Origin of the sequence: Mesorhizobium sp. M0047 (assembly GCF_040323315.1) — a bacterium.
Classification (GTDB): domain Bacteria; phylum Pseudomonadota; class Alphaproteobacteria; order Rhizobiales; family Rhizobiaceae; genus Mesorhizobium.
In genome coordinates this window covers 1-24,149 of record NZ_JAMYUW010000021.1, presented here as the reverse complement: position 1 = coordinate 24,149, position 24,149 = coordinate 1, and the positions used below count along the sequence as shown (strand labels likewise).

Genomic DNA, 24,149 nt, shown 5'->3' with positions numbered 1-24,149 from the left:
CTCAGTCGCTTTCTGAGAGGTTGATCGAGGAGCCGCTGCCATGGCTGTCACCACTGCGAACGGCGTGGGCGGCGGCCTGGACGCCATGGGTCATCTGTTGCGAGCGCTTCATGCGCTTTGCCCAGGCAGGCTGACTTTCGGTTGCGGAGGACGCGACGGGAGCGGAGCCGGCTCCGCCGGCGTTCGCGCCGATTGTGCCGGCGGTGGATGATCCGCCCGTCGTCTCGAAGGCAGCGCGAGCGCCAGACTGGAAGCTCTGCTTCACGCTGCCTGCCGCATTATCGGCCGCGCGCTTGAGCGGTGAGATGGCGCCCTGGGCGCCGGCGTTGATGACACCGCCGAGCCCGGATGCGACGCCGGAAAAGCCAGACTCTCCGGCCGCGCCGAGGCCGTAGGCTGTGGATGCCCTGCCCGCCATGGCGGCACCGCCACGGGCCGCCGCTGCAGCACCGCCGCTGACAGCCGCGCCTCCGGACACGACTGCGCCGGCGGCCGCCGCACCCACTGCTGCCATGCCGCCGGCGGCTAGCCCGGTGCCGACTGCCGCACCCGCGCCGAGCTGCGGGCCGCCGGAGACGAGACCATTGGCAATGCCCGGTCCGAAGATGCCAAGGCCGAGCAGCGACAGCGCGGCCAGAACGATCGCCATGGCGTCGTCGATCGACGGCGTGTTGCCGCTGAACCCCGAGGTGAACTCGGAAAAGAGGGTTGAGCCGATGCCGATGATGACGGCGAGCACGAGCACCTTGATGCCGGACGAGATGACGTTGCCAAGCACCCGCTCGGCCATGAAGGCTGATTTGCCGAACAGACCGAAGGGGATCAGCACGAAACCGGCGAGCGTCGTCAGCTTGAACTCGATCAGGGTGACGAAGAGCTGGATGGCCAGGATGAAGAAGGCCAGCAGCACCAGCGCCCAGGCGAAGAACATGCAGGCGATCTGGATGAAGTTCTCGAAGAAGGACCAATAGCCCATCAGGTTCGAGATCGAGTCCAGCAACGGCCGGCCGGCGTCGAGCCCGGTCTGCGCCACCTTGCCCGGGCGCATGAGATCGTTGACGGTAAAACCCGTACCCGAGGCTTTCAGGCCAAGCCCGGCGAAGCTTTCGAAGACGATGCGGGCGAGATTGTTCCAGTTGGAGATGAGATAGGCGAAGACGCCGACAAACAGAGTCTTCTTGACGAGGCGCGCCATGATGTCGTCGTCCGCACCCCAGGACCAGAAGAGCGCAGCCAACGTCACGTCAATGACGATCAGGGTCGTGGCGATGAAGCCGACCTCGCCGCCGAGCAGGCCGAAGCCGCTGTCGATGTAGCGCGTGAAGACTTCGAGGAAATGGTCGATGACGCCCATGCCGCCCATGTCAGCGCGCCTCCGGCCGGGGCGGCTCGACCTGCATCGCGGGAGCGGTCACATCCGTCCGCGTCCCTTTCCGGTCGGCTGACCTCGGCACATTCGGAAACAGCGTTGTCGGCGCTACCGGAGCAGGCACGGTTGCCGAGTCACGTTGACCGAGAAACCGGCGCCGGCTGGCAGCCCACGCTTTCAGACAACCGGGATCGCGAGGACCGGCCTCGCCGATCCCGGAACAGCGGCGCAATTCGGCCGCGAGCGGGTCTTGTGGCGCGATGGAACGGTCCCGCGTCGCCACGGCGTCAGCTTTGTCGTCCTTGCTGCTCAGCTCTATTGCGGTCAGTGTCAAAGCGACCGCGATGAAGACGACTGCGCCGGTGCGAGCGAGGATCTTGCCTTCCATCGCGCCGGCCTCAGTTCTTGCCATGGAACATCTGCGCACTGCCGGGCTGGTAGCCCGAGCCCTGCGTCAGGAAGCGGCGGCGCTGCTCCCGACCCTGGTCGGCGGCGGTGGCCTGTTCGGCCGATTGCAACGCCTGCGCCCGACCGTTCGCGGCGACCACAGCGGTGAGGTCGGCGAGTTGCTGCGCCTGAAGCGCGAGGAGCTGGTTGCCGGCCTGTGTTGCCTGAAGCGCTCCGGTCGCGCCCTGGCTTTGGCCGACCAGCGCCGACATCTCACTGCGATTGGTGTCGATGTTGCCGACGACTCCCGCCTGCACACGCATGGCATCCTGAAGGCCACCAACCGTGTTGCCCCATCGCGAGCGCGCGTCGGCGACAAGTTGCTGGTCCGAAGCCGACAGCGAGACGTTGCCGTATTTCTGCTGGAAGGCCTGATCGATTTGCTGGACTTCATAGGCAACGTTCTGCGCTTGACCGAGCAATTGCTGCGTACGCTGCACTGACTGCTGGAGCTGTTGCAGTGAGGAGAATGGCAGGCTTGCGAGATTGCGGGCCTGGTTGATGAGCATCTGCGCCTGGTTCTGAAGCGAGGTGATCTGGTTGGTGATCTGCTCGAGCGAGCGCGCTGCCGTCAGGACGTTTTGCGAATAGTTCGAGGGATCGAAAACGATCAAGGCCTGTGCGGGTGTCGCCAGCATGGGCGAGAGCGCGGCGGGAGCGACAAGCAGGGCAGCAGCGAGCCGCATGGCAAGGGAACGGCGCATTTTCATGGGGACTTCTCCTTTTTGGTGAGGGCGGGGCTGGTTAGGACGGGAACGAGGCCAGCGGCCCAGCCAACGTTGCGGTGGGTCAGCCAGGCAGCGAGGAAACCGTCGCGGCCGTGCTCGGCCACGATGCTGGAGATCGCGGTCTGGTCGGTTTTTGCGGATACAGCGCAGAGCGCGAGTGCCACATCCGACAGACCGAGCTCGAACAGCCGGTTGCCGCGACGGGACTGGCAGTAGTAGTCGCGCTTCGGCATCGCCCGGGCGATGATCTCGATCTGCCGATCGTTGAGGCCGAAGCGGCGATAGATCGCCGTGATCTGCGGCTCGATGGCGCGCTCGTTCGGCAAGAGAAGCCGGGTCTGGCAGCTCTCGATGATCGCGGGCGCGATTGCCGAGCCATCGATGTCGCTGAGCGACTGCGTGGCGAAGATGACGCTGGCGTTCTTCTTGCGCAGCGTCTTCAGCCATTCGCGGAGCTGGCCGGCAAAGCCGTCGTCGTCCAGCGCAAGCCAGCCTTCGTCGATGATGAGGAGGGTTGGCGAGCCATCGAGCCGGTCCTCGATGCGATGGAAGAGATAGGACAGGACCGCGGGCGCAGCGCCTGTTCCGATCAGCCCTTCGGTTTCGAATGCCTGGACCGACGCCGATCCGAGATGCTCGCGCTCGGCATCGAGCAAGCGGCCGTAGGGACCCCCGACACAATACGGGCGCAATGCCTGCTTGAGATCGTTTGATTGCAGCAGCACGACCAGACCGGTGATGGTGCGCTCCTCGACAGGCGCGGACGCCAGGGAGCTCAACGCCGTCCAGAGATGCTCCTTGACCTCGGGCGTGATCGTCACACCCTCGCGCGTCAGGATCGCCACGATCCAGTCGGCGGCCCAGGCGCGCTCGGGGACATCATGGACACGCGCGAACGGCTGAAGGCTGACGCTGTCGATTGCCCCATCGCTGAGATCGCCGCCGAGATCATGCCAGTCGCCGCCCATGGCGAGTGCCGCGGCGCGGATCGAGCCGCCGAAATCGAAGGCGAAAACCTGTGATCCTGCATAGCGGCGGAACTGCAGCGCCATCAGTGCCAAGAGCACGGACTTGCCGGCGCCGGTCGGGCCGACGATCAGCGTGTGGCCGACGTCGCCGACGTGAAGCGAAAGCCGGAACGGGGTCGAGCCTTCGGTCTTTCCGAAGAGCAGAGGGGGCGCTGCAAAATGCTCGTCCCGCACCTCGCCCGCCCACACCGCGGAAAGCGGGATGATGTGGGCGAGATTGAGGGTGGAGATGGGAGGTTGACGGACGTTGGCGTAGACATGGCCCGGCAGGCTGCCGAGCCAGGCGTCGACGGCGTTGATGGTTTCGATAATCGCCGTAAAATCGCGGCCCTGGATGACCTTTTCGACCAGGCGCAGTTTTTCGTCGGCGATGCGGGGATCATCGTCCCACACCGTCAGCGTCGCGGTGACATAGGCCATGCCGGCATAGTCAGCGCCGAGCTCCTGCAGCGCCATGTCGGCGTCGGCGGCCTTGTTCGCAGCGTCGGTGTCGACGAGGACGGAGGCCTCGTTGGTCATCACCTCCTTGAGGATCGCCGCGACCGATTTGCGCTTGGCGAACCATTGACGCCGGATCTTTGTCAGCAGCCTCGTCGCATCGGTCTTGTCGAGCAGGATCGCGCGTGTCGACCAACGATACGGGAAGGCCAGCCGGTTCAGTTCGTCGAGCAGGCCCGGCGTGGTCACGGTCGGGAAGCCCGTGACCGTGAGAACGCGCAGATGCGACGCGCCAAGCCGCGGCTCGAGCCCGCCGGTCAGCGGCTGGTCGGCCAGCATGGCGTCGAGATACATCGGCGTTTCGGGAACGCGGACACGGTGGCGATTGGTCGAGACGCAGCCATGCAGATAGGTCAGCGTCTCGGCGTCATCGAGCCAGCGGCACTCCGGCATGAAGGCTTCGACAAGGCGCAGGACGCGGTCGCTGCGGTCAGTGAACCCGGTCAGCACCTCATTGGGGTCGAGGCCCCTCTTTTCGCGGCCTTCGTAGAGCCAGCTTTCCGCACGCGCTGTGTCTTCGGCGGGTGCAAGATAGGTGAGCGTCAGGAAGTAGCTGGACTCGAAATGCGCGCCAGCCTCCTCGAAGCCCGCCTTTCGCTCCGCATCGACCAGCGTCGAGGCCGCATCCGGAAATCGGCTGTCGGGATAGCGGGTGGAGGCATGGCGCTGCGCCTCGACGAAGATCGCCCAGCCGGAGCCGAGGCGGCGCAAGGCATTGTGGAGCCGGCCGGCGACGGCGACCAGTTCGGCCGGCACGGCGCTGTCGAGATCAGGACCGCGAAAGCGCGCGGTGCGCTGGAAGCTGCCGTCCTTGTTGAGGACAACGCCGGCGCCGACCAATGCCACCCAGGGCAGGAAGTCGGCGAGCCGGCTGCTACGGTTGCGGTATTCGGCAAGGTTCATCATTGGCGCGACCTCGCTCAGACCGTGAGATGCGCAGGGATGCGCAGATGCCGGCGAACGACGTCGACGAAAAGCGGATCGCGCTTGGCGGCCCAGACGGCGGCGACATGGCCGATGGCCCAGATGGCGATGCCGACGAGCCACAGACGCAGCCCCAGCCCCACGGCGCCGGCGAGCGTCCCGTTCATGATGGCAATGGCACGCGGGGCGCCACCGAGCAGGATCGGCTCGGTCAGCGCCCGGTGCACGAGGACCGCATAACCCGGCACTGCGTAGTCCGGCATTGGGCCGCCCTGTTCGACAGCGCCCCCCATCAGACCAGCGCTCCGCCGCCGAACGAGAAGAACGACAGGAAGAAGCTCGACGCCGCGAAAGCGATGGACAGGCCGAACACGATCTGGATGAGCCGGCGGAAGCCGCCCGACGTGTCGCCGAAGGCGAGCGTCAGGCCGGTGACGATGATGATGATCACCGCCATGATCTTGGCGACCGGGCCTTCGATCGACTGGAGGATCTGTTGCAGTGGCTGTTCCCACGGCATCGACGAGCCGGAGGCATGGGCGGGCGCGGCCATCACCAGGAGGAGCGTGGCACCCGAAACGGTCATGGCGAGACGATGGCGCGCGAGGCGCAGGCGTTGGATCATGGATTTTCTCCTTCAGGGCTTTGGATGAGCAAGGTCGGGCTGTCGCCGCTTGCGAGGACGGCTGGCGCGACCCGGTAATCACCGTCCGGGCGCAGGCCATCGACACAAGCGAGCTCGGACAGCCGGCGCGCGGAACCGCGGCCGGAAAGGACGGCAACCAGGTCGATCGTCTCGGCGATCAGAGCGCGCGGGACCGTGACGACGGCTTCCTGGATGAGTTGCTCCATGCGTCGGAGCGCGCCGAGGGCGCTGCCGGCGTGGATCGTGCCGAGGCCGCCGGGGTGGCCGGTGCCCCAGGCCTTGAGCAACTCGAGTGCCTCGGCTCCGCGCACCTCGCCGACCGGAATGCGGTCGGGGCGCAGGCGCAGCGACGAACGAACGAGATCGGAGAGCGACGCGACACCGTCTTTCGTGCGCATTGCCACGAGATTTGGGGCGGCGCATTGCAGTTCGCGCGTATCCTCGATGATGACGACGCGATCGGCGGTCTTGGCCACTTCAGCGAGCAGCGCGTTGATCAACGTGGTCTTGCCGGTGGATGTGCCGCCTGCAACGAGAATGTTGGCGCGGTTGGCAACGCCCTGGCGCAGCGTGTCCGCTTGGCACACCGACATGATCCCGGCCGCGACATAGTCCTCAAGGGTGAAGATGGCGACGGCGGGCTTACGGATCGCGAAGGCGGGCGCTGCGACGACAGGAGGAAGGAGCCCCTCAAACCTCTCCCCCGTCTCGGGCAACTCGGCCGAGATGCGTGGGGCGCCGGCATGGACTTCGGCACCGACATGATGAGCGACGAGGCGAACGATGCGTTCGCCGTCCGCAGCCGACAGGCGCTCTCCTGTGTCGGACAATCCCTCGGACAGGCGATCTATCCACAAACGCCCATCGGGATTGAGCATCACCTCGACGATGCCGGCGTCGTCGAGATAGCGGGCGATCGCGGGTCCGAGCGCTGTGCGCAACATGCGTGCGCCGCGAGCCAGACCTTCTGAATTGTGAGGCGAAGCTGCCATCCTGTCCCCGTTTCGATCCGGGGGAACATTGGCGGCCCCTGGACGGGGATGATTAAGAGAGCCGTATCTCGAGAGGTTTCAACACCTATGTCGAGGCGTAGTGGCTTAGCGTGCAAATACAGGAGATTGGCGGTGCCGACGTAAACGGCGCAAGTCGGCGATTATTAGTTCTGCTTTAGGTACGGCGATTATCTATATGGTCCTCGACAGGCCGGGACCCGTAATCCACGTATTAGACTGCGCATATCACGCCGTACAAAGGCGAATGCGCTGCGACAGCTACGAGGGTTGCCCAGCGTCTCTTGATTTTGTACCAACCCCATGATCGAAAACATGGAGGCTGATTATGGACGACTACGACAACGAAAAAGGCGCAAAGCCTGAAGACGTGCGCGCCTCGTTGAAGGGATGGGCTTGGTTTATTGCTCTGACGCTCGGGATCTTTGGTGCCGCCTACGCTTGGATTGAGGTCTAAGCGCGCGCCTTAGGTACGGGGCTTAGAGACCCGACGCTGGCGCGCTGCAACACCGTCGATAGCTTCGAGTCGCTGCGAAGCCCAGCTGGGAAATTGTCGCCGTAGGTCTGACGAAGGGTGTCCGCCTTCGTGTTCCCGTGCTTTTCGCTAATCCTACCGTCCTGGTTGCGGTGGCGCCCATCCGAACCTGGATAATCAATTGTCCGCTCGCCGGCAAAGCCGTCTGATCAAGCGGCTTCAGCACGAGTTGACCGTCTAGTCTTGTGGCGAACCACCACGTCGACCTTGTAGTCGAGCCGGTCCAGACAACGAACCAGCCTGTCTATCGAAAACTTACCCGTTCGCCCTGTGGCGATCGCGGAGACGTCGGGCTGCTTCATTCCGAGCAGTTCAGCCGACTTCGCCTGGGTCAGGCGCCGGCGCTTGATAATGGCGCGGATCTCGCGGGCCAGCTTGGCCTTGAGCAATTCCTCTTCGGGATTGTCGAAGCCGAGGTCCGCAAACACATTGCCGCTGCTCACTTCGGCGGTGATGTCTTGTGTCATGACTTTGTTCCTTTCCCATAGTTTTCGCGATAATGCGCCTCGGCCGCCTTCAATCGCACTGTGACGAGATCGATTTCGTGCTTGGGCGTCTCCCTGCCCATCTTCGACTTCTTCTGGAAGCAATGAAGCACGTAGATCACACCAGCGAAACGGACGGTGTAGACGGCGCGGTAGGTATCTCCGTCGAAGTCGTCGACCACCTCAAGGATGCTGCGGCCCCCAAACCCTTTCAGGGCTTTGACAGCCGGGTGCTCCTCACCATTCTGGGCGTCGTTGATTGCGACACCCATCAACCGGCGAACATCGACCGGAAACTCGCGCAGGTCGTCCTTCGACGACCCCATCCATACCGTGGGCTTTTGGTTTCTCATTCGCCCTTTGCCTTATAGCATACAGACTATAATTTTCAACGAAAATCCTGACACCGTTCAGCCCCTGAAAAATAACTGATTCGGCTCAGACGCCTGTTTTTCCAAGTGATCATAGAAGCTCATGATGGTGGCCCCTCGTGCAATCACGGATCTTAAATTGCGGATTTCGCGCCCAACATGGTTCCCGTATAAGCGACCCCACCCTGCGGCCGTCTGGTTCTCGTCTGCCAAACCCGACAGGTTGGCAACGCGCGTTCGATGACAACATATCACTCCAACGCTTTGATATATTTGACATATTGATGCTTGCGAAATCTCGGTCCGCCAGTCCATTTAGCGCGCGGGCGGGCCGGGCTGGTGTGTGTCCAGACCGCCATCGATGTCCTCGGAGATCTCCTGCCGAAGCTTTGGACCTCTCGCCAGGCGCCGGCCGAGTGCGGTGACAAAGGCATCATAGCGCTCGCCCGCCTTGGCATGAGCGGCCTGTGCCGCGGGCTCGGGTAAAGCCGGCGTTGTCGCCAGCCAGAAGCGGACGAAAACCGCGAGCGTCTCCACGGCAATTGCGACATCGCGCTCCTGGCGTGCCATTCGGCGATCGAGTTGATCGAGCCGCTTGGTGATCGCCGCCTCCTGTCGCTCGGCGGCATCGGGCGAGAGGAACGACTCGATGGCCGCCTCGGCAACGAGTGACCGTGAAAGATCTCGTCGCGCCGCATGTTCGGCCAGCCTGCTCATGACCTTCGGATCGAGATAGACGGACAGGCGTTGTTTGCGGGGTGCCTTTATCATCGAGCCCTCACATATCCACGCCGTCGCCCGGGTCGAGCGACGCCTGCCGCGCAATGCCCTGCATCAGGCGCGTCAGTCGACGGTTGCGGGCAACCTCGTCCTCCACGTCATCCAGGTGATCGATCTCGAATTCGTTCTCGGTCGAAGGCTTCACGACCTGCTCGACGCGACTAAGCTCGGGTTGCCGACGACGCTCGGAATCAGTCGTGTCGTCATCCGTGGCCGACGGCGCCGACGTGGCTTCGGCAATCTCCGGAAGCGAAGGCAGAGGCAGTCTGGTCCAGTCGTCGGCCCTCCCCTCCTCCGCCGCCGCCGTCAGCACCGGCGGCGGCAGGATACGTTCCCGGAAGCGGGCATCCTCATGATAGCGCGCCTTTTTGGCGCGGATCGGCGGCGCACCCGAGACCATGACAATCTCGTCGGTGGCCGGCAGTTGCATCACTTCACCCGGCGTGAGCAGCGGGCGAGCCGTCTCCGAGCGGGAGACCATGAGATGGCCGAGCCACGGCGAAAGCCGGTGGCCGGCATAGTTCCTCATGGCCCTCATCTCGGTCGCTGTTCCCAGCGCGTCCGACACGCGCTTGGCGGTGCGCTCGTCATTGGTGGCGAAGCTTACCCGGACGTGGCAGTTGTCGAGGATGGAGTTGTTGGCGCCGTACGCCCTCTCGATCTGATTGAGGGATTGAGCGATGAGGAAGCTTTTCAGGCCGTAACCGGCCATGAAGGCGAGCGCCGACTCGAAGAAGTCGAGGCGGCCAAGCGCCGGGAACTCGTCGAGCATCAGGAGCAGCCGGTGCCCTTTCGCCCTCACCTGCAGATCTTCCGTCAAGCGGCGACCGATCTGATTGAGGATCAGGCGGATGAGCGGCTTGGTCCGGTTGATGTCGGACGGCGGCACGACGAGGTAGAGTGTGGTCGGATGTTTGTCGTCGACAAGGTCGCCGATACGCCAGTCGCAGCGGCGCGTCACCTCTGCCACGACAGGATCGCGATAAAGGCCAAGGAAAGACATGGCGGTGGACAAAACCCCAGAGCGCTCGTTGTCGGATTTGTTCAAGAGCTCCCGCGCGGCGCTGGCGATGACCGGGTGCGGACCGGCTTCATCCAGATGCGCTGTTTTCATCATCGCGGACACCGTCGATTCGATCGGACGCTTTGGATCGGAGAGGAAACCGGCAACGCCGGCAAGCGTCTTGTCGTGCTCGGCGTAGAGGACATGCAGGATCGCGCCGACCAGAAGGGCATGGCTGGTCTTCTCCCAATGATTTCGGCGCTCGAGCGAGCCTTCCGGATCGACCAGGATGTCGGCGATGTTTTGAACATCGCGGACTTCCCATTCGCCGCGACGCACCTCGAGCAGTGGGTTGTAGGATGAGGATTTCGGATTGGTTGGATCGAACAGAAGGACCCGCCCATATCTGGCGCGGAAGCCTGCGGTGAGTTGCCAGTTTTCGCCTTTGATGTCATGGACGACGGCGGAGGCCGGCCAGGTCAGCAGCGACGGGACGACAAGGCCGACGCCCTTGCCCGAACGTGTGGGCGCAAAACACAGCACATGCTCCGGTCCATCGTGGCGCAGATAGGCGCCGTCAAACCGCCCAAGCACCACTCCATCGGAGCCGAGAAGGCCAGTTGCCTTGACCTCCTGCTTGTCTGCCCACCGGGCGGAGCCGTAGGTCTCGACCTTCTTGGCCTCGCGTGCCCGCCAGACCGACATGCCGATGGCGACGGCGACGCAGGCGAAACCGCCGGAAGCCGCGATAAAGGCGCCCTCCACGAAGATCGACGGCGCGTAGGCATCGAAGCCGTACCACCACCAGAAAAAGGACGGCGGAAGGTAGAATGGAAAGCCCAGGACATGGAACCATGGCCTGCCGAGCTCGGGCTGGAACGCCAGGCGCCAAGCCACCCATTGCGTCGCGCCCCAGGTTGTGAAAAGCACAATCGCCAGGACGGCGAGAATCTGGCCCCAGAGTATCTTGGTGGCGGACATAATCACGGTCCTTTCTTCAATATGAGGTTAGAGGCCGAGGCCGCGCTTGCGGCCAAAACTCCAGTCGATGCCGTCGTCATTGCGAGCGACGCCAGAGACGTGGCGGCCAAGATGTTTTTCCAGGGACGGCGTCCAGGGCACCAGTTGGAAGCCGAGGCCGTCATCGATCATGGCGAAGCGGCCGGAGGCGAGCGTGAAACGCTGCCGGTAGGAACCAGCCACAAACTCGCCGCCGCGGGCGCGGTTGAAAGGCTGGCCGGTTTCGACCGAGAGCTTTTCGCCGAGCGCCTCCAACTCGTGGCGACGCAGCGTGTCGATCAGGTTGCGCGTGAAGCTTATGTGTTGGCCATTCCGCTCGCCGAGGCCCTGTTGGACGAGGTGGTCGGCACGGCGCTGCATCGCCTGCCGCACCTCGGCACCGAAGCCGCCTTCAGACAGCGCAACCGGTTCGCGGGCGATGTTCTGGCGATCAAGCCAGGTCGCGCCGGCGGCGGAAACCTGCCGCTCAATATCGAGATCGGAACGGACAGCAAGTGCTGCGCGCGAATGTCCCTGCGCGTCATTGAACTTGCGCAGCTCAACAATGGAACCCGGAGCGCTGTCGCCCGCGGCCTCGAGATCGGACAGCTTGATGTGGTGGGTGCGGCCGTCGGTGCCATCGACTACGGCGTAGGCGCTGCCCTTCAGCTCATCATCGAGACCGCGGTCGACCAGCCGACCTACGATCGGCGAGTCAAGGCGCTCCGCCGCCAGCACATAACTCGCCGCGCCGCGCGTGATGCCTTGTTCTGTCAAGGCGCGGTGCATCCGCTTGATAATGTCGCCGCGTTCGCCAAGCTCACGCAGCGTCGCCTCGGCCTTGTCGTCGATCATCCATTGGCCTGGGCCGACCTGTTCGGCAAGGCCAAGGGTTTGGAGCTTGCGCACTCGCCCGACCTTCAGCACGTGATACTCATCGGGCTGAGCGTTCGCCGGGGACGCAAGATCGACAACGCCTGTGTCGCGGCCATCGCGAACAAGCTGCCGGTCAAGCTGGGTCCAGCGTTCGGCCTCGACCTGACGCTGCAGATTGCGGCGGATGTCGAGATCGCTGCGCGGGCCGAGTTCCTGGGTAACGAGGTCGGCGGCGCGGGCGCGCATCCCCTCCTTGATGTAATCGCGCGAGATCACGAGATCCTGCCCGTCATCGGTCTGGCCGCGCAGGATGATGTGAAGGTGCGGGTTGTCGGTGTTCCAGTGATCGACGCCGGCCCAATCGAGCTTCGTGCCGAGGTCCGTTTCCATCTGGCCCATCAGATCGCGGGCGAAGGATTTGAGATCCGCCATGTCGACGGCATCTTCCGGCGAAACGATGAAGCGGAAGTGGTGCCGATCATCGCCGCACCGCTCGGCAAAAGCACCGCCATCCACCTCCCCGGCCTCCGGCCCGAACAGCCTTGCCTTTTCCCCGTCACGGGTGACGCCCTCGCGGCGCAGATAGGAGAGATGGGCGGCAAGCGGCACGGCGCGCGCGTGATGGCGCACCAGCCGTGTCTTGATGATGACGGTTCGCGAGCGGCCGGTGAGGAGACGATTGGCGCGCACGCTCGCCGAGCGGCCACGCCCGAACATCGAGCGATTGCCCGGACTGATCCGGCCGGAGCGAGAGATGCGGGCGCCGGCCTTCTGGGCGGCGGCAAGCGCCTGCGCAATGAAGGGCCTGGCGCGCTGGGCACTGGGCGAGCGAATACGGCCAGGCCGGATGCGGAAACCATCCTCGTTGGTCATCGCGAGGGCTCCGCACATCGTGCCAAAGCACGGAAATCACACGCAAATCGGTCTTCCAGCGCGGTGCGCCAGATGTTCGCGCCTCGCGGAAATGCCACATAACCTCTTGAAACAACACAACCGATCGATGCCGCACCTCGCGGCCTTTTATCTCGCCATCTTCCGGTTGTTATGCCCACCTTCCGCCTCCATCCACGCCATGGTGCGCTGGGGCGCGCGGTTGCGCGAAGACGCCCATGCGCGCTCATGGCTGGATCCCCTCGCCCGCTCGCGCCACGAAGAGGCCTTCGGACAGCGGCACGATGGCGGAGTCATCGCGCACGGCGGGTGCGGGGCCAGCGTCATTTGGCGGTCGCTCGGCCGGTACGGGGGCGAGAGCCTGTTGGCGACCCGACGGACCTGCAAAAAGCGATGCATGCTTCCACGGAATGGCCTCGGCAGACGTGACGGCGAAAGGGTGGATGGTCGCGCGGCCTCCGGCAAGCGGAGCAAGCGCTGCGACATAGGCGCGGGTCTCGGCCGGCAACGGACGCCCAGTGAGGTAGGCTTGGTAGCGTGCAGGTCCCGCGTTGTAGGCGGCCAGGAACCCTGGCGAGCCGAAGCGATCGTGCAGTTCGCGCAGGTACGCCGTTCCTGCCAGGATGTTGTCCCGGGGATCGAACGGATCGTGGCCGAGCGACCAGCGGGCACGCAGATCCTCCCATGTGCCGGGCATGATCTGCATCAAGCCGCGGGCGCCTGCGCTGGACACGGCGCGCACATCGCCCGCACTCTCCTTGCGCATGATGGCGCGGATCAGCGCGGTCGAGACGCCGAAGCGTTGCGAGGCTTCGCCGATGTGGGCGCCGAACGGATCGGCTTGGGACGACCGCGCGGCGGTCAAGTCCTGCGCCACTGTCGCCGCCGGCATGACGGTCGTGAGGGACAGGCCGCAAAGGAGGAGCAGAGCCATGCGCCGGGCCGCGCGAAGCGGCCCGGGCGCGCCGCGATGGCTCGTCGACGGACGGCGAGCGCGCATCGTTCAATCCTTCTCGCTGCGGTCGCGCGGGCGCCCCCAGTGCAGCGACCAGGACGTTTTGTCGTCCCCATTGCGAAAGAGGTTCGCTCGTATCGGCTGCGCGAAGGTTGGATCGTCGAGCTGGATCGAGACATAGTCTCCGGCCTTTTCGCTGGAGCGTTTCCAGCCCGCGCCAATCTCGGGGCCGTCCTCGCTGCCGGCGTGAACGCGATAGTCGGGCGCATTCTCCGTTTCGCTCGCCTCTGCCGCCACAATGGCGATATCCAGGTTGAGGCTGAGCGTGTGGATGCGCCCGCTATAGCCAGTCTTCTGGCGCGTGAATTCTCCGATCTGTTGCATGTCAGGCTCCTGTGCTGGGGTGGTGCGGTGATGAAGGCTGGCGGCACGACGCGCGCCGCCGGTCGCGCGCTCACCGCGTTGGCGCGCGCCATTCGAAGCGGCCGTTGCCGTCCTCGTCGGTCCACAGCGGGACGGCGCGGCCGATGATCTGGCTGGTGGAGAGGAGGCCGAAATAACGTCCGTCGAGGCTGTCGCGGACCTGCCGGTTCATCAGGAAGACTTCGCCGCTCGCGATGCGGCGGCAACCTTGCCAAACCGGCAGATCACGGCCGGCCCGATCACGCTTCAACGCCATGCCCGCCTCGATACCATCGACAGTGATGGTGAGGTTCGAGCGGCAGACACGCTGCCCGGAAACGCCAAGGATGCGCTTCAAGAGTGGCACGCCCCTCGGCAGATAGCCGCGATCGGCGAGGAAGGCCGCGAGTGGTGCGGGGGCGTCCACGGCCACAAGATCGGTGACCTCGAACGGTCCGTGGAAGTCGATCGTGTAGAAGCCGATCGGTGCGCTAGCTGACGCATTCCAAATGAGCTTCGTGGGCATCGAAGTGAGGCCGGGATAGCTGACGCCCATGGTTGCGAGTACGCTAGCGAAGATGATGCCCACGCGTGTCACGGCTCGGTCCTCTTGCGCAGCAGGAAGGCACGATGTTGGTCGAGCGTGTAGCTGCGCGGCGCGTGGCCGGCGGTTATCCGGTTGTGGATGTGCCGCCAATGATCGGGCGACACCAACTCAGGCTCGATGTCGAGGCGCTGGATGGCGTCGATCGCCTGCAGCACGCGTTCGACCTTGGGCCAACTCTCGACCTTCAGCAGGATGTCGCCGCCGGGGCACACGAAGGGCAGTGTCTGATAGGCTTCGCCACGTGATACCGCACGCACGATATCGATGCGCGAGATGATCGTTCCAAAATCGTTCGCGGCCCAGCGCACGAGGGCGAAGACCGCGCCGGGACGGTAGGACAGGATGCGCCGGCGACGATCAACGATCTGTTCGTGGGCGTGGGTGCCGAAACGGATCCAGTTCTCTTGCCTCTTCTCGACCCAGGTCAGTTCGACATGGACGAGATTGTCGGGGGCGTGGGGCGTGGCCGGGAACGCGCCGCGCATGTGGGGAGCCGCGATGCCGGTCATGAAGGTTCTCCTGATGTTGCTGGGAATTTGCGCGCGAGCATCTCGCGCAGCGTGTTGGCGACGATGACGCCGTCCCGGAATGCGGCGATGCGGTCGCTCACCTGAGTCGTCATGTCGGTGGTCGGGCGCACGGTCGCGAACTGATTTCCCTTGCAGGTCAATTCACCGGCGAGAGGCAGCGTCAAAGTTGCCTTGCCGACACGGCTCTTTTGATTGAGGAGTGCGGCGATCATCGGGTGGCTCCCGAGCGCGGCTCAAGAGGCGGATTCGGGGCTTCGGAGACGCTAGTTGCCGTGTTGCGACCGCCAGAAACCGTCGACGTGTTCGGAGTCTTGTTGGTGGTTACGCTGAGTGCGTGGCTGGCTCGCCGGACGAGCCTCTGCACATCGCGCGTACGCACTTCAAGGTTAGATTCTGGGTTAGAGTCTAAGTTAAGGGCGCGATTTCGGCTTTGGTTTCGGGAGGTTAGGCCCCGTTTGGGTTCCTGATAGCACGAGCCCGCGGTTCCCGATGGCACGATAGTTCCGGTTCCCGATAGCACGAGGCCGTCCACAGGCTTTCCACAGGACGCGATCCGCTCGAAGGCGAGCAGCGTCCGGCCACCAATCTCCACTTCCAGCGCAAGGGTGTAGCCGGGCAGCGGCTGGCGGCGGATGATGTCGCGCAGCTCGAAGGCAAAGCGCTTGTAGGGCGACAGGCTGCCGGATTTCTGGTGAAGGTGACGGAAGTCGAAGCGCCAGCCGTCGCGCTGGCGTCCGCCATGCTTGCGCACCAGCCGATAGAGCCAGCGCTCCAGCCCGCCAGTCAGGTCGAAATAGGCGCGATCAATCGTCAACACGAGCGCGTCATCGAGGACTGCTTGGTAGAACCAGTCGGGGACGATCAACTCGATCCCCGCGGGTTTGCCATGGCGATCGATGCGCTCCTGCCACTCATTGATCCATGAGAAACGGTGACGCCGGCCTTCGGCGGGCTGACGGATTGTCGTGGAGACAGTGGTCGACTGCAGCCGGTCGAGCGCCGCCTTCAGGCGTTGATAGTCGCGCAGGCTCTTGCCTCGGCCGACGAAGGTGAGAATCTCATAGGGCGTGGCGGCCATCAGCCGCGAGGTGCGAAGCCCACTGTCGCGCGCCTCGACGATCTGGCTGGCGGCCCAGATCAGGATGTCGGCGTCCCAGATGGTCGCCATGCCGTGATCGGGTACGGCCTCGACCCGGATCGTGACGTTGCCGGCGGCAAAATCGATCGGGGTGATGCGATGGGTCTTGGAAAGGGCGAAGAACGGATAGGTCATGAGATCCTGCGCGTCTCGTGGGGCGAAGTCGCCAGGCAGCGCCCGGAACAGGTCGAGCTGCCCGCGCTCCGAAAGGGTTTGGTTTCGTGCCGCCATTTGGAAATCCGCGCGGTCAGCGTGCGTATCGTCCGCCATGCGCCGGCGGCGTCGGTGTGTGACGCTTGGCTGGCAGGACCGACCCACGCGGATCGGATGTAGAGGTGACAGCGCCGCGTTCGGCCCAAGCTTGAAGATCGTCGACGGCATAGACGACACGGCCGCCGAGCTTGCGGTAGGAAGGACCAGTGCCGTAGGTGCGGTGCTTTTCGAGCGTTCGGGCGGACAGGCTGAGGAAATCCGCGGCTTCCTTGGTACGCAGGAAGCGCGGCGGCAAGACGGCAATATCGGGTCGCATGGGTCGGACCTCCGTGGGGTTTTGGGCAGCCGCTGGCGTTCAGCGGTGGACGGCGACCACGGTGGCGGAGAATGGGCTTCGCAAGGGATGGGGAAGTTGAGGGAGGCTAAAATCCCACCCCCCTCTCCCGTGTCACAACCGCTAGGATCGGCGGCGATGACGCAGGATTTGCAAATAGCCGCCGCCGATCATGGCGGTGGCCCCTTCGACCAGGCCGATCACCGCATCGCGCAACGCCGAGGTCTTCCAAGGATCGGCGGCGATGCGCTTGTGTCCGTAGAACGCAATCGCAATGTCGCGGTAGCTCGCGTCGTTCGCACGGCCGTCAGCGGCCTGCATCATCAGACGGAAACGGCGGCGCTGCTGTGGGGTCATCCGCGTGTCCGACGGTGTGGGGCGCCCCTGCAAGGAACGCCAGAAACGGGTGAGTGTTTCGATCCGTCCCAACGTTTCTGCATCCAAAGGGATCAACGCTGCCAACGGGCCGTGCGGCTCACTACCGGGCAGAAGGAGAAGTTGAGTGGCGACACCCGCACTATGGACGGTGTGGCGTCCTTCCACGCTGTCGCGGCTCACGCCCAGGCCGGTCAACGGCACCGATCGCAAGGACGACAGGAATTCCGGCGCCGGCACGAGAGAAACCACAGCTGGATCGACGTCAGGCGACCACAGAACGTCCTGCGCCAAGGCGGACAAATCCGGCCTAGCCGGGAAATCGCAACCCCCACAGCCGCTGTGCCTCAGGCCGGAATGGTGCTTTCTCGGCTCTTGTGGTCAGGAGCGCTCGGTAGTGCCGTTGATAGGGTTCGTGACGTCGCAGACACTCCCAGGCGAGCCCTTCGATGGGTAAAGTATCGAAATAGTCGTAACTGTCATTGTCTCGCCAATGCGACGTATCCGGCCTCATCCAAGAGCTCCTCGCAAACAACGCGTAAACCCCGCCTCCAAACGATTCCGGGTTGTAGCGATTGGCGGAAGACCCTTGCCGGGCATCGGGTGATGCCACTTCGGCATCACCCGCGAACCACAGGTGCTGTGGTGCTAGTTGCCGGGTCGACGCAAGAGATGACGGTAGCCTGCACGCGCCATCCAGCGCGCTCGCGCCAGATGGCTGTCGTGGATACGCCGGGCGCGTTGTGGCTCCTTCGTCAGATCAATGCCGAAGAGGATTTCGACCACCTCGCGCCAGTCCGCGCCGTCGTCGGCGGCGTCAAGCAGGCGCATATAGAGCTTGACGTGTTCCCGATCGTATTCGGTGAGTTCGTCACTGGTCGGCGCGGTTTCGTCAAACGGCTCGATCATCGCTTGCCTCGTGTTAACAGAGTGAAAGCATTTTATAGAAACAACAGCGCCGACGGAGGATAGCTGATAAGCATCAGGCGATGCGGTTTCGGCATCGCTCTCGGCTTGGGTGAACCGAACCGGACCGTCCGCGGAAGAAGGCCCCGGCCTTCCGGCCGGGGCCTGGGCGGGTCCTCAGTCGCCTCGCCGCGCGCTCGGGCGGGACCAGATGAGCGAGAAACCCTCACCTTCCTCGTCGTCGAAGAGGTTGGCGTAGATCGGGGCGTTGAAGCTCGGATCGTCGAGCTTGAGACCGAGGTAGTCGCGGCCCTCGTTGGAGGTCTTGGACCATGCGGCGCCGATCTCGGCGCGGCCGACCAGCACCCGGTGGCTGGGAGCGTTCTCGCCAGTGGCGCGGATGTCTGGGACGATGCGCACGTTCTTGGCCTGGACGCTGAGGGTGACGATTTCACCGGTGAATTCGTTCGAGGCGGACTTCTTGAAGATGCCGATGGTAGCCATTGTAAGTCTCCGTTTTCTGTTCCGAGCCCGCACCATGCGGCCTCGATGGCGATCGGGTGGCCGGAGGCGACCGACGACGCATCGCTTGCGACCGGAGCAACGCGGAGGACGGCGCAGGAACGGCTTTCTTGTCTCGCGAGGAATGGCGGCGCTCGGGGTCCCCATCCGCTTGCGGCAATGGGGTGGGCGCCGGCAGGGGAAGAAAGTCGGACGCGCCGTTGCGGCCTAGGCGGTCGAGGCTTCAGCCGTCCTTCGGCCAGATCAGCCCATTGAAGAGGCCGTTTGGAGCGCTCTTGGGACGGATTGGCAACGGAGACGTTGGCGTGCAACGCGCCTCCGGCAGATCGCTACGGGTTCACTGGCGTCGTCCACCCATTCCAGGCACCAGATCCGGTGCACCTGCAACGCCCCCGTCACCGGTCGCGCTGCCGTCCTGCCACCGAATGGCCGGACCTGCCTTGCAGCATCGACTGAACAGAGTTCAAGGCCACAAACGAGGCCGCGCCGCACTGTGGCCGTTGCTCGATGCTTGGCATCTAGCCCGATTTGCTCCAACCACCGATAATGAGGAGGCCGCGGTGTTCCTCACGGTCATGGTCGGATTGAGCCGGATTTATCTCGGCGTCCATTACCCCACCGACGTTCTTGCGGGTTGGTGCGTTGGTTCCGCTTGGGCCATTCTGTGCTGGTCTGCGGTCCAGTGGATTGAACAAAGGCGAGGTCGATAACTAGCTGTTATGCGGGCCTGTGCCGTCGCATTACACCCCATTCGTGCCAGATCAGCACCATGACGACCGCATCGAAGACAGTCAGGACGAGCAGGCCGAACGAATGGGTGTATGAGTAGCGGTAGACTTGATAGGCCATGAATAAGCCCAATGCCGCGAGCGATGCCGGATACGACCACAACTTGCCCCGCAAAAGACCGACGACCAGGGCCAGCTTTATCAGGCCGTGGCTGAGCAGGTAGAAGGCGTAGAACTCCTTGCTCGCGACGGAAAAATGGCTTGCCATCTGCGACAGATAGCCAGCTATCAAATCGTTCGGATCTTCGATCAATTCCTCTTGGGTGAAGGCATTGACCCACGAGGCAATGGTGTCTGTGGTGACGAGATAAAGCAGGACACCGCCAAGGCATTCGATCAGAGCGTGCGCACCCTTGAGCCAGACGCTGACTTCAAAAATCTGATGGATGCGGCGTGTTGATTGCCACTGAGAAGTGACCCGGCATTGAAGGATATTTCCATCGAGAATTGACCCATGTTTGAACCTTGCCCTGCGTGTTGCAGCGGGGGCTACGGAGTGATCGACATGGCATTATTGAGCGTGATCCGACGCTGGCATTTTCGAGAGCATTTATCGATCCGTGAGATCAGCCGCAGGACCGGCCTGTCCCGGAATACTATTCGCAGATATCTGCGTTCTGACGGTGTTGAGCCAAAGTTCAAGGTTCCCGAGCGACCGAGCAAGCTTGACCCTTTTGCCGACCGTTTGTCGGCCTGGCTGACGACGGAAGCCAAAAGGAACCGCAAACAGAAACGCACGATGAAGCAGCTTCATGCCGATCTGCTTAGCCTAGGCTATGAGGGTTCTTACGGTCGTGTTGCTGCTTTCGCTCGGGAGTGGAAGGCGGATCTGCAAAGAGAATTACAGACGACAGGGCGCGGGACATTCGTGCCGCTTGCGTTCGATCCGGGTGAAGCGTTCCAGTTCGATTGGTCGGAGGACTGGGCAATCATCGGCAATGAGCGCACCAAACTGCAGGTGGCCCATACAAAGCTAAGCTACAGCCGCGCCTTCATCGTTCGGGCCTATCTGCTGCAGACGCATGAGATGCTGTTTGACGCGCACAATCACGCTTTCCGTGTCTTTGGCGGCGTTCCTCGGCGCGGCATCTACGACAATATGCGGACAGCGATCGATAAGGTCGGCCGCGGCAAGGAGCGCGACGTCAATGTCCGCTTCATGGCAATGGCCAGCCACTATCTCTTCGAGCCTGAGTTCTGCAATCCCGCGTCCGGCTGGGAGAAGGGACAGGTCGAGAAGAACGTGCAGGATGCGCGTCACCGGCTCTGGCAGCCCATTCCACGCTTTCCATCACTGGAAGCCCTGAACGACTGGCTGGAGCTTCGATGCAAGGAGTTTTGGCACAAGACCTCGCATGGAAAAATGCGCGGCACCATTGCCGATATCTGGGCTGAGGAAGCCCGGGCTCTCATGCCAGCGTCCCGTTTCTTCGACGGGTTTGTCGAATACACCAAACGGGTCTCCCCGACCTGCCTTATCCATCTGGAGCGTAACCGCTACAGCGTGCCGGCGTCCTTTGCCAACCGGCCCGTGAGCCTACGGGTCTATCCAGATCGTATCGTGGTTGCCGCGGAAGGTTTGATCATCTGCGAGCATCGCCGCATCATCGATCGATCGCATGATCGGCCAGGGCAGACGGTCTATGACTGGCGGGACTATCTGGCTGTCGTACAGCGCAAACCAGGCGCCCTTCGCAACGGAGCACCCTTTGCCGAACTTCCCGATGCATTCAGATCCTTGCAGCAGCATTTGCTCAAGAAGGCTGGCGGCGATCGCGAGATGGTCGACATTCTGGCACTTGTGCTTCAGCACGACGAGCAGGCCGTGCTGTGCGCCGTGGAGATGGCATTGCAGGGCGGTGTTCCTACCAAGACCCATGTGTTGAATCTGCTCCATCGCCTGATCGACGGCAAATCCCTCACTCCACCCACCGTCGATGCTCCTCAGGCCCTGACGTTGACCAACGAGCCGAAGGCCAATGTCGAACGCTACGATGCTTTGAGAAAGGCCCTGGAGGTGCGGCATGCGTCATAACCCTGCCAGCGGCGCAATCGTCATCATGCTCCGGAGCCTGAAGATGCACGGCATGGCGCAAGCTGTAGGCGAACTCACCGAACAGGGAGCGCCAGCGTTTGAGGCCGCCATTCCGATCCTGTCGCAACTGCTGAAGGCCGAGACGGCGGAACGCGAGGTCAGGTCCACAGCCTACCAGCTCAAGACCGCACGCTTTCCAGCCTATCGCGATCTCAACGCCTTTGACTTCGCCAGCAGCGAGATAAACGAGGCGCTCGTGCGGCAGCTTCATCGTTGCGAGTTCGTCGATGAAGCCCACAACATTGTGCTCGTCGGCGGCCCCGGAACAGGCAAAACCCATATTGCCACGGCCCTCGGCGTGCAGGCCATCGAGCATCATCACAAGCGGGTTCGCTTCTTCTCGACGGTCGAGCTGGTCAATGCGCTGGAGCAGGAGAAGGCACAGGGACGATCGGGCCAGATCGCCAATCGCCTCGTGCATTCCGATCTCGTGATCCTGGACGAACTTGGCTATCTGCCATTCAGCGCATCAGGTGGAGCATTGCTCTTCCATCTGCTGAGCAAACTCTACGAACGCACCAGCGTCATCATCACCACAAACCTCAGCTTCAGCGAGTGGGCCAGTGTCTTCGGCGATGCCAAGATGACAACCGCGCTACTCGACCGGCTGACCCATCATTGCCACATCCTGGAAACCGGAAACGACAGCTTCCGATTCAAAAACAGCTCTGCCCACGAACCTAAAAAAGCGAAGGAGAAAGCCAGAACCTTGACCCTCAACCCCGAACCGAAACATACATGAAAGGCGGGTCAAATCTCGGTGGAAATGCCGGGTCAGTTCTCAGTGAAAATCAACAATCAGGGCTCCTTGAGGTCGAACAGCACGAACTGACCGTGGACCGTGGCCAAGTCCACGATGGTCTCGACCAATTCACAGTCGGTCACTTGTAAATCGGGATCAGCTTTGCGAACTGCGGCAACGGTGTCTCGGACTGAGACCGTGCTGCCAATCGGGATAGGACCGATCACCGCTTCAATCAATTCCGCCGCTGTGGCCACAGGCTTATAGGCCCCTTGAGACTTCATCGCCCACTCCTCGAGGAAGAAACCCAAGCGACCATCTTATGGGTCACCAAACCAAGAAATCAATGTCCGGAATGTACCAGTGATGGCCCTCACCGACCTTTGATCAGGGAGTGTCGGACGATCCTTCTTCAGGAGACACCCTCAGTCACCCCGATCTGGTAAGAGGACTCCCTCCTCCTTGGCAGCTAGACGGAAGAGCCTTCGGACCTCCTGAGGTGCCGCTTCGTCAGCCATGCAGGCCATGCAGACGTGCACCGCACGGTTCCACTTACGGCCGCGCTTGGTCCACTTCAGGAGTTCCTCGGCGGCCCGCTCGACGTTGTTGATCTGGTAGCACACCCCTGCCCGCTCGCCGCTGACGGGGACTGGGGGGTAGAACCAATTGAGAGCCATTCAAGCTTTATGAGGTGGACCCATTACCGACACAAGCTGCCACCTCGTACAACTTCTTTACTGCTTCCGCATGAGGCTGCGCAATGTGGCCCGCTTGCAGTCGTTGCTGGAATGCGCGATTGTCGTTGTCGCCGCCAGTGACCACAGGTGATCTATGCGCAGTACAACAAAAGCACTGCCTTTCGTGCCGACCGAAATTCACGTCAGCACAGTCGAGGACGAGAAGGGTCGTCTCGGCATCCTCTCGATTAACACAACGGAGGGCATCTTGGACGTAGCCCTCGACCACGCGACAGCAGACGCCATCGCAAACGCCATCGAAGAAATCCGTTCGAGGCTGGCCGCCTGAAGGATGAAAAGCCCGATTTGAGCCGGGCTTCGGGGAAGTCAGGGGGTTTCGGACGGTTCGTCTCGTCCTTTCAGATCAAGCAAAGCAAGCAGTGCCCCGATGGCGCCAGGCAGTTCCGCCTCGATCTTCAGATCTAACACCTTGTGGAGGTAATGACGGGTCTCATCGGATGCAATCATGCGCCGAACAGCGTTCGCTGCCGACGTCTGCCCTGATTGATAACGCTCGGTCATGATTGGAAACACTCCGCCCCAAGGCGTCAAACTCTTTCAAGACGGGATGGTTCCAATCAGAGGTCACCTCGGGCGACCCTGCGTTTCAGGTCGACAGCGTTCAGAAGGTCTACCAGATCGTCGGCATATTCCATATCGAGGTCGACGGCTTCGTGGCCCTCGTACACAGCCGGCTGCCCGGTAAAGACGTCGAACACCGTCCAGGACTCGTCGCGTTCTTTCCTAAGGTCGTACCGCATGGATACCATTAGGGAAGTCTAATGTAGGTCGGGATTGTTTGGTAGAAATTTCTGAGCGGGTGATCGGATAAGAGGCACGCGCGCCGACCCCCCATGCCCCCCGGTTCCACGACAATAGGGACGACCGGTGCCCTGACGAGGTAGTTGCGACCTCTTGAGCGGATGATGCTGGCCAGCGAGACGCCGACTTTCCGCGGCCCCAAGGGCCTGTAGCGCGAGGGATAGGGTCACAGAGAATGTCCACGGCGGTTTCATACCTTCGGACCTCTTCACGGGCGAATGTCGATGGTGACAGCGCCCCGAGACAGCGGCAGGCGAAATACGCCAAGCGGCACGGGATCAAAGTGGTTCAGGAGTTTCACGACGCGGCGGTGAGCGGGGCTGACCCGATCGACACGCGCCCCGGCTTTCAAGGCCTCCTTGAGTACATGGCGGGCAATGGCGCTCGGGTGAT

The 24,149-nt window shown here is 62.9% G+C and carries 33 protein-coding genes and 1 pseudogene; 6 read left to right on the top strand and 28 right to left on the bottom strand.

Annotation, left to right across the window (positions count from 1 at the left end):
* Nucleotide 1: 1 nt before the first annotated feature.
* Genes trbL through trbB form a run of 7 tightly spaced genes read right to left on the bottom strand, consistent with a single transcriptional unit; the run spans nt 2 to nt 6,632 of the window.
* Nucleotides 2–1,363, bottom strand: coding sequence for a P-type conjugative transfer protein TrbL (gene trbL, locus NKJ89_RS20365; RefSeq protein ID WP_352605044.1), 1,362 nt, complete (start codon nt 1,361–1,363; stop codon nt 2–4).
* Between the two features lies 1 nt (nt 1,364).
* Nucleotides 1,365–1,781: a putative entry exclusion protein TrbK-alt gene (trbK-alt, locus tag NKJ89_RS20360; RefSeq protein WP_352605042.1), complete on the bottom strand. Its 417-nt coding sequence runs from the start codon at nt 1,779–1,781 to the stop codon at nt 1,365–1,367.
* Complete coding sequence (trbJ, locus tag NKJ89_RS20355; RefSeq protein ID WP_352605040.1) at nt 1,768–2,526, bottom strand: P-type conjugative transfer protein TrbJ; 759 nt, start codon at nt 2,524–2,526, stop codon at nt 1,768–1,770. Before trbJ ends, trbK-alt begins: the two co-directional genes overlap by 14 nt.
* Nucleotides 2,523–4,976, bottom strand: a complete 2,454-nt coding sequence (gene trbE, locus NKJ89_RS20350) for a conjugal transfer protein TrbE (RefSeq protein ID WP_352605038.1) — start codon at nt 4,974–4,976, stop codon at nt 2,523–2,525. Before trbE ends, trbJ begins: the two co-directional genes overlap by 4 nt.
* Nucleotides 4,977–4,990: 14 nt before the next feature.
* Complete coding sequence (locus NKJ89_RS20345) at nt 4,991–5,287, bottom strand: VirB3 family type IV secretion system protein (RefSeq protein WP_352605036.1); 297 nt, start codon at nt 5,285–5,287, stop codon at nt 4,991–4,993.
* On the bottom strand, nt 5,287–5,619 hold the full coding sequence (locus NKJ89_RS20340) for a TrbC/VirB2 family type IV secretion system protein (RefSeq protein WP_502900556.1): 333 nt from the start codon (nt 5,617–5,619) through the stop codon (nt 5,287–5,289). The genes NKJ89_RS20345 and NKJ89_RS20340 overlap by 1 nt, the downstream gene beginning before the upstream one ends.
* The gene (trbB, locus tag NKJ89_RS20335) at nt 5,616–6,632 is read right to left on the bottom strand and encodes a P-type conjugative transfer ATPase TrbB (RefSeq protein ID WP_352605034.1); all 1,017 of its coding nucleotides are present in this window, start codon (nt 6,630–6,632) and stop codon (nt 5,616–5,618) included. The genes NKJ89_RS20340 and trbB overlap by 4 nt, the downstream gene beginning before the upstream one ends.
* Before the next feature lie 346 nt (nt 6,633–6,978).
* On the opposite strand from trbB, the gene NKJ89_RS20330 reads away from it, so the two are divergent.
* A complete protein-coding gene (locus tag NKJ89_RS20330) occupies nt 6,979–7,107 on the top strand; it encodes a hypothetical protein (RefSeq protein WP_023694925.1) in 129 nt (42 codons plus the stop codon).
* Nucleotides 7,108–7,334: 227 nt separating this feature from the next.
* On the opposite strand, the gene NKJ89_RS20325 is transcribed toward NKJ89_RS20330, so the two are convergent.
* The 16 genes from NKJ89_RS20325 to NKJ89_RS20250 all read right to left on the bottom strand — a co-directional run bounded on the left by NKJ89_RS20325 (nt 7,335) and on the right by NKJ89_RS20250 (nt 18,554).
* Entirely contained in the window at nt 7,335–7,652 is a 318-nt protein-coding gene (locus NKJ89_RS20325) for a helix-turn-helix domain-containing protein (protein WP_352605032.1), read from the bottom strand.
* Nucleotides 7,649–7,996 (bottom strand): type II toxin-antitoxin system RelE/ParE family toxin, encoded by a 348-nt coding sequence (locus tag NKJ89_RS20320; RefSeq protein WP_502904145.1) that lies wholly within the window; start codon nt 7,994–7,996, stop codon nt 7,649–7,651. Before NKJ89_RS20320 ends, NKJ89_RS20325 begins: the two co-directional genes overlap by 4 nt.
* Nucleotides 7,997–8,356: 360 nt before the next feature.
* Nucleotides 8,357–8,812, bottom strand: a complete 456-nt coding sequence (locus NKJ89_RS20315; protein WP_352605028.1) for a ribbon-helix-helix protein, CopG family — start codon at nt 8,810–8,812, stop codon at nt 8,357–8,359.
* A 7-nt stretch (nt 8,813–8,819) separates the two neighbouring features.
* Nucleotides 8,820–10,805 carry a conjugal transfer protein TraG gene (locus tag NKJ89_RS20310; RefSeq protein WP_352605026.1) on the bottom strand — a complete coding sequence of 662 codons (1,986 nt, stop codon included), beginning with the start codon at nt 10,803–10,805 and terminating at the stop codon, nt 8,820–8,822.
* 27 nt (nt 10,806–10,832) lie between these two features.
* On the bottom strand, nt 10,833–12,572 hold the full coding sequence (locus NKJ89_RS20305; protein WP_352605024.1) for a relaxase/mobilization nuclease domain-containing protein: 1,740 nt from the start codon (nt 12,570–12,572) through the stop codon (nt 10,833–10,835).
* 244 nt (nt 12,573–12,816) lie between these two features.
* Nucleotides 12,817–13,590 (bottom strand): lytic transglycosylase domain-containing protein, encoded by a 774-nt coding sequence (locus NKJ89_RS20300; protein ID WP_502904143.1) that lies wholly within the window; start codon nt 13,588–13,590, stop codon nt 12,817–12,819.
* Between the two features lie 3 nt (nt 13,591–13,593).
* Complete coding sequence (locus NKJ89_RS20295; RefSeq protein ID WP_352605020.1) at nt 13,594–13,929, bottom strand: DUF736 domain-containing protein; 336 nt, start codon at nt 13,927–13,929, stop codon at nt 13,594–13,596.
* 70 nt (nt 13,930–13,999) lie between these two features.
* On the bottom strand, nt 14,000–14,503 hold the full coding sequence (locus NKJ89_RS20290; protein ID WP_502904144.1) for a S26 family signal peptidase: 504 nt from the start codon (nt 14,501–14,503) through the stop codon (nt 14,000–14,002).
* 38 nt (nt 14,504–14,541) lie between these two features.
* Entirely contained in the window at nt 14,542–15,063 is a 522-nt protein-coding gene (locus tag NKJ89_RS20285; protein WP_352605016.1) for a DUF2840 domain-containing protein, read from the bottom strand.
* The gene (locus tag NKJ89_RS20280; RefSeq protein WP_352605014.1) at nt 15,060–15,296 is read right to left on the bottom strand and encodes a hypothetical protein; all 237 of its coding nucleotides are present in this window, start codon (nt 15,294–15,296) and stop codon (nt 15,060–15,062) included. The genes NKJ89_RS20285 and NKJ89_RS20280 overlap by 4 nt, the downstream gene beginning before the upstream one ends.
* Nucleotides 15,293–16,453, bottom strand: a complete 1,161-nt coding sequence (locus NKJ89_RS20275; RefSeq protein ID WP_352605012.1) for a replication initiator protein A — start codon at nt 16,451–16,453, stop codon at nt 15,293–15,295. The genes NKJ89_RS20280 and NKJ89_RS20275 overlap by 4 nt, the downstream gene beginning before the upstream one ends.
* Nucleotides 16,454–16,469: 16 nt before the next feature.
* Entirely contained in the window at nt 16,470–16,751 is a 282-nt protein-coding gene (locus NKJ89_RS20270; protein WP_023808373.1) for a helix-turn-helix transcriptional regulator, read from the bottom strand.
* Nucleotides 16,752–16,892: 141 nt separating this feature from the next.
* Nucleotides 16,893–17,438: a DUF2285 domain-containing protein gene (locus tag NKJ89_RS20265; protein ID WP_352605010.1), complete on the bottom strand. Its 546-nt coding sequence runs from the start codon at nt 17,436–17,438 to the stop codon at nt 16,893–16,895.
* A 16-nt stretch (nt 17,439–17,454) separates the two neighbouring features.
* The gene (locus NKJ89_RS20260) at nt 17,455–17,658 is read right to left on the bottom strand and encodes a transcriptional regulator domain-containing protein (protein WP_245266190.1); all 204 of its coding nucleotides are present in this window, start codon (nt 17,656–17,658) and stop codon (nt 17,455–17,457) included.
* Nucleotides 17,659–17,792: 134 nt separating this feature from the next.
* The gene (locus NKJ89_RS20255; protein ID WP_023715497.1) at nt 17,793–18,053 is read right to left on the bottom strand and encodes a DNA -binding domain-containing protein; all 261 of its coding nucleotides are present in this window, start codon (nt 18,051–18,053) and stop codon (nt 17,793–17,795) included.
* Nucleotides 18,054–18,227: 174 nt separating this feature from the next.
* Nucleotides 18,228–18,554 carry a DUF736 domain-containing protein gene (locus NKJ89_RS20250; RefSeq protein WP_352605008.1) on the bottom strand — a complete coding sequence of 109 codons (327 nt, stop codon included), beginning with the start codon at nt 18,552–18,554 and terminating at the stop codon, nt 18,228–18,230.
* Nucleotides 18,555–19,129: 575 nt separating this feature from the next.
* On the opposite strand from NKJ89_RS20250, the pseudogene NKJ89_RS20245 reads away from it, so the two are divergent.
* Nucleotides 19,130–19,282 (top strand): annotated as a pseudogene (locus NKJ89_RS20245) (phosphatase PAP2 family protein); the annotation flags it as partial.
* A gap of 7 nt (nt 19,283–19,289) precedes the next feature.
* Here the strand turns inward: NKJ89_RS20245 and NKJ89_RS20240 are convergent.
* Complete coding sequence (locus NKJ89_RS20240; protein WP_352605183.1) at nt 19,290–19,739, bottom strand: DUF2127 domain-containing protein; 450 nt, start codon at nt 19,737–19,739, stop codon at nt 19,290–19,292.
* Nucleotides 19,740–19,865: 126 nt separating this feature from the next.
* On the opposite strand from NKJ89_RS20240, the gene istA reads away from it, so the two are divergent.
* Together istA and istB are read left to right on the top strand one after the other, a co-directional pair.
* Complete coding sequence (gene istA, locus NKJ89_RS20235; RefSeq protein ID WP_352605181.1) at nt 19,866–21,395, top strand: IS21 family transposase; 1,530 nt, start codon at nt 19,866–19,868, stop codon at nt 21,393–21,395.
* Nucleotides 21,385–22,197 carry an IS21-like element helper ATPase IstB gene (istB, locus tag NKJ89_RS20230; protein WP_352605006.1) on the top strand — a complete coding sequence of 271 codons (813 nt, stop codon included), beginning with the start codon at nt 21,385–21,387 and terminating at the stop codon, nt 22,195–22,197. Before istA ends, istB begins: the two co-directional genes overlap by 11 nt.
* Before the next feature lie 56 nt (nt 22,198–22,253).
* Here istB and NKJ89_RS20225 read toward each other — a convergent pair whose 3' ends face one another.
* Both NKJ89_RS20225 and NKJ89_RS20220 read right to left on the bottom strand, forming a co-directional pair.
* The gene (locus NKJ89_RS20225) at nt 22,254–22,508 is read right to left on the bottom strand and encodes a hypothetical protein (protein WP_352605004.1); all 255 of its coding nucleotides are present in this window, start codon (nt 22,506–22,508) and stop codon (nt 22,254–22,256) included.
* 114 nt (nt 22,509–22,622) lie between these two features.
* Nucleotides 22,623–22,874 carry a DUF982 domain-containing protein gene (locus NKJ89_RS20220; protein ID WP_352605002.1) on the bottom strand — a complete coding sequence of 84 codons (252 nt, stop codon included), beginning with the start codon at nt 22,872–22,874 and terminating at the stop codon, nt 22,623–22,625.
* Nucleotides 22,875–23,028: 154 nt separating this feature from the next.
* Between NKJ89_RS20220 and NKJ89_RS20215 the strand changes: the two genes are divergently transcribed.
* On the top strand, nt 23,029–23,223 hold the full coding sequence (locus NKJ89_RS20215; RefSeq protein ID WP_352605000.1) for a hypothetical protein: 195 nt from the start codon (nt 23,029–23,031) through the stop codon (nt 23,221–23,223).
* 38 nt (nt 23,224–23,261) lie between these two features.
* Here NKJ89_RS20215 and NKJ89_RS20210 read toward each other — a convergent pair whose 3' ends face one another.
* On the bottom strand, nt 23,262–23,456 hold the full coding sequence (locus tag NKJ89_RS20210) for a hypothetical protein (protein WP_352604998.1): 195 nt from the start codon (nt 23,454–23,456) through the stop codon (nt 23,262–23,264).
* A gap of 56 nt (nt 23,457–23,512) precedes the next feature.
* A complete protein-coding gene (locus NKJ89_RS20205) occupies nt 23,513–23,695 on the bottom strand; it encodes a hypothetical protein (RefSeq protein ID WP_352604996.1) in 183 nt (60 codons plus the stop codon).
* A gap of 236 nt (nt 23,696–23,931) precedes the next feature.
* On the opposite strand from NKJ89_RS20205, the gene NKJ89_RS20200 reads away from it, so the two are divergent.
* A partial coding sequence (locus NKJ89_RS20200; protein WP_352604994.1) for a recombinase family protein occupies nt 23,932–24,149 on the top strand: 218 nt, incomplete at its 3' end.

What these genes read in the sequence shown, in the direction of transcription:
- trbL (WP_352605044.1), bottom strand. Translation starts at nt 1,363, where the DNA reads ATGGGCGGCATGGGCGTCATCGACCATTTCCTCGAAGTCTTCACGCGC.
- trbK-alt (WP_352605042.1), bottom strand. Translation starts at nt 1,781, where the DNA reads ATGGCAAGAACTGAGGCCGGCGCGATGGAAGGCAAGATCCTCGCTCGC.
- trbJ (WP_352605040.1), bottom strand. Translation starts at nt 2,526, where the DNA reads ATGAAAATGCGCCGTTCCCTTGCCATGCGGCTCGCTGCTGCCCTGCTT.
- trbE (WP_352605038.1), bottom strand. Translation starts at nt 4,976, where the DNA reads ATGATGAACCTTGCCGAATACCGCAACCGTAGCAGCCGGCTCGCCGAC.
- NKJ89_RS20345 (WP_352605036.1), bottom strand. Translation starts at nt 5,287, where the DNA reads ATGGGGGGCGCTGTCGAACAGGGCGGCCCAATGCCGGACTACGCAGTG.
- NKJ89_RS20340 (WP_502900556.1), bottom strand. Translation starts at nt 5,619, where the DNA reads ATGATCCAACGCCTGCGCCTCGCGCGCCATCGTCTCGCCATGACCGTT.
- trbB (WP_352605034.1), bottom strand. Translation starts at nt 6,632, where the DNA reads ATGGCAGCTTCGCCTCACAATTCAGAAGGTCTGGCTCGCGGCGCACGC.
- NKJ89_RS20330 (WP_023694925.1), top strand. Translation starts at nt 6,979, where the DNA reads ATGGACGACTACGACAACGAAAAAGGCGCAAAGCCTGAAGACGTGCGC.
- NKJ89_RS20325 (WP_352605032.1), bottom strand. Translation starts at nt 7,652, where the DNA reads ATGACACAAGACATCACCGCCGAAGTGAGCAGCGGCAATGTGTTTGCG.
- NKJ89_RS20320 (WP_502904145.1), bottom strand. Translation starts at nt 7,996, where the DNA reads ATGGGGTCGTCGAAGGACGACCTGCGCGAGTTTCCGGTCGATGTTCGC.
- NKJ89_RS20315 (WP_352605028.1), bottom strand. Translation starts at nt 8,812, where the DNA reads ATGATAAAGGCACCCCGCAAACAACGCCTGTCCGTCTATCTCGATCCG.
- NKJ89_RS20310 (WP_352605026.1), bottom strand. Translation starts at nt 10,805, where the DNA reads ATGTCCGCCACCAAGATACTCTGGGGCCAGATTCTCGCCGTCCTGGCG.
- NKJ89_RS20305 (WP_352605024.1), bottom strand. Translation starts at nt 12,572, where the DNA reads ATGACCAACGAGGATGGTTTCCGCATCCGGCCTGGCCGTATTCGCTCG.
- NKJ89_RS20300 (WP_502904143.1), bottom strand. Translation starts at nt 13,590, where the DNA reads ATGCGCGCTCGCCGTCCGTCGACGAGCCATCGCGGCGCGCCCGGGCCG.
- NKJ89_RS20295 (WP_352605020.1), bottom strand. Translation starts at nt 13,929, where the DNA reads ATGCAACAGATCGGAGAATTCACGCGCCAGAAGACTGGCTATAGCGGG.
- NKJ89_RS20290 (WP_502904144.1), bottom strand. Translation starts at nt 14,503, where the DNA reads ATGGGCGTCAGCTATCCCGGCCTCACTTCGATGCCCACGAAGCTCATT.
- NKJ89_RS20285 (WP_352605016.1), bottom strand. Translation starts at nt 15,063, where the DNA reads ATGACCGGCATCGCGGCTCCCCACATGCGCGGCGCGTTCCCGGCCACG.
- NKJ89_RS20280 (WP_352605014.1), bottom strand. Translation starts at nt 15,296, where the DNA reads ATGATCGCCGCACTCCTCAATCAAAAGAGCCGTGTCGGCAAGGCAACT.
- NKJ89_RS20275 (WP_352605012.1), bottom strand. Translation starts at nt 16,453, where the DNA reads ATGGCGGCACGAAACCAAACCCTTTCGGAGCGCGGGCAGCTCGACCTG.
- NKJ89_RS20270 (WP_023808373.1), bottom strand. Translation starts at nt 16,751, where the DNA reads ATGCGACCCGATATTGCCGTCTTGCCGCCGCGCTTCCTGCGTACCAAG.
- NKJ89_RS20260 (WP_245266190.1), bottom strand. Translation starts at nt 17,658, where the DNA reads ATGAGGCCGGATACGTCGCATTGGCGAGACAATGACAGTTACGACTAT.
- NKJ89_RS20255 (WP_023715497.1), bottom strand. Translation starts at nt 18,053, where the DNA reads ATGATCGAGCCGTTTGACGAAACCGCGCCGACCAGTGACGAACTCACC.
- NKJ89_RS20250 (WP_352605008.1), bottom strand. Translation starts at nt 18,554, where the DNA reads ATGGCTACCATCGGCATCTTCAAGAAGTCCGCCTCGAACGAATTCACC.
- istA (WP_352605181.1), top strand. Translation starts at nt 19,866, where the DNA reads ATGGCATTATTGAGCGTGATCCGACGCTGGCATTTTCGAGAGCATTTA.
- istB (WP_352605006.1), top strand. Translation starts at nt 21,385, where the DNA reads ATGCGTCATAACCCTGCCAGCGGCGCAATCGTCATCATGCTCCGGAGC.
- NKJ89_RS20220 (WP_352605002.1), bottom strand. Translation starts at nt 22,874, where the DNA reads ATGGCTCTCAATTGGTTCTACCCCCCAGTCCCCGTCAGCGGCGAGCGG.
- NKJ89_RS20215 (WP_352605000.1), top strand. Translation starts at nt 23,029, where the DNA reads ATGCGCAGTACAACAAAAGCACTGCCTTTCGTGCCGACCGAAATTCAC.
- NKJ89_RS20210 (WP_352604998.1), bottom strand. Translation starts at nt 23,456, where the DNA reads ATGACCGAGCGTTATCAATCAGGGCAGACGTCGGCAGCGAACGCTGTT.
- NKJ89_RS20205 (WP_352604996.1), bottom strand. Translation starts at nt 23,695, where the DNA reads ATGCGGTACGACCTTAGGAAAGAACGCGACGAGTCCTGGACGGTGTTC.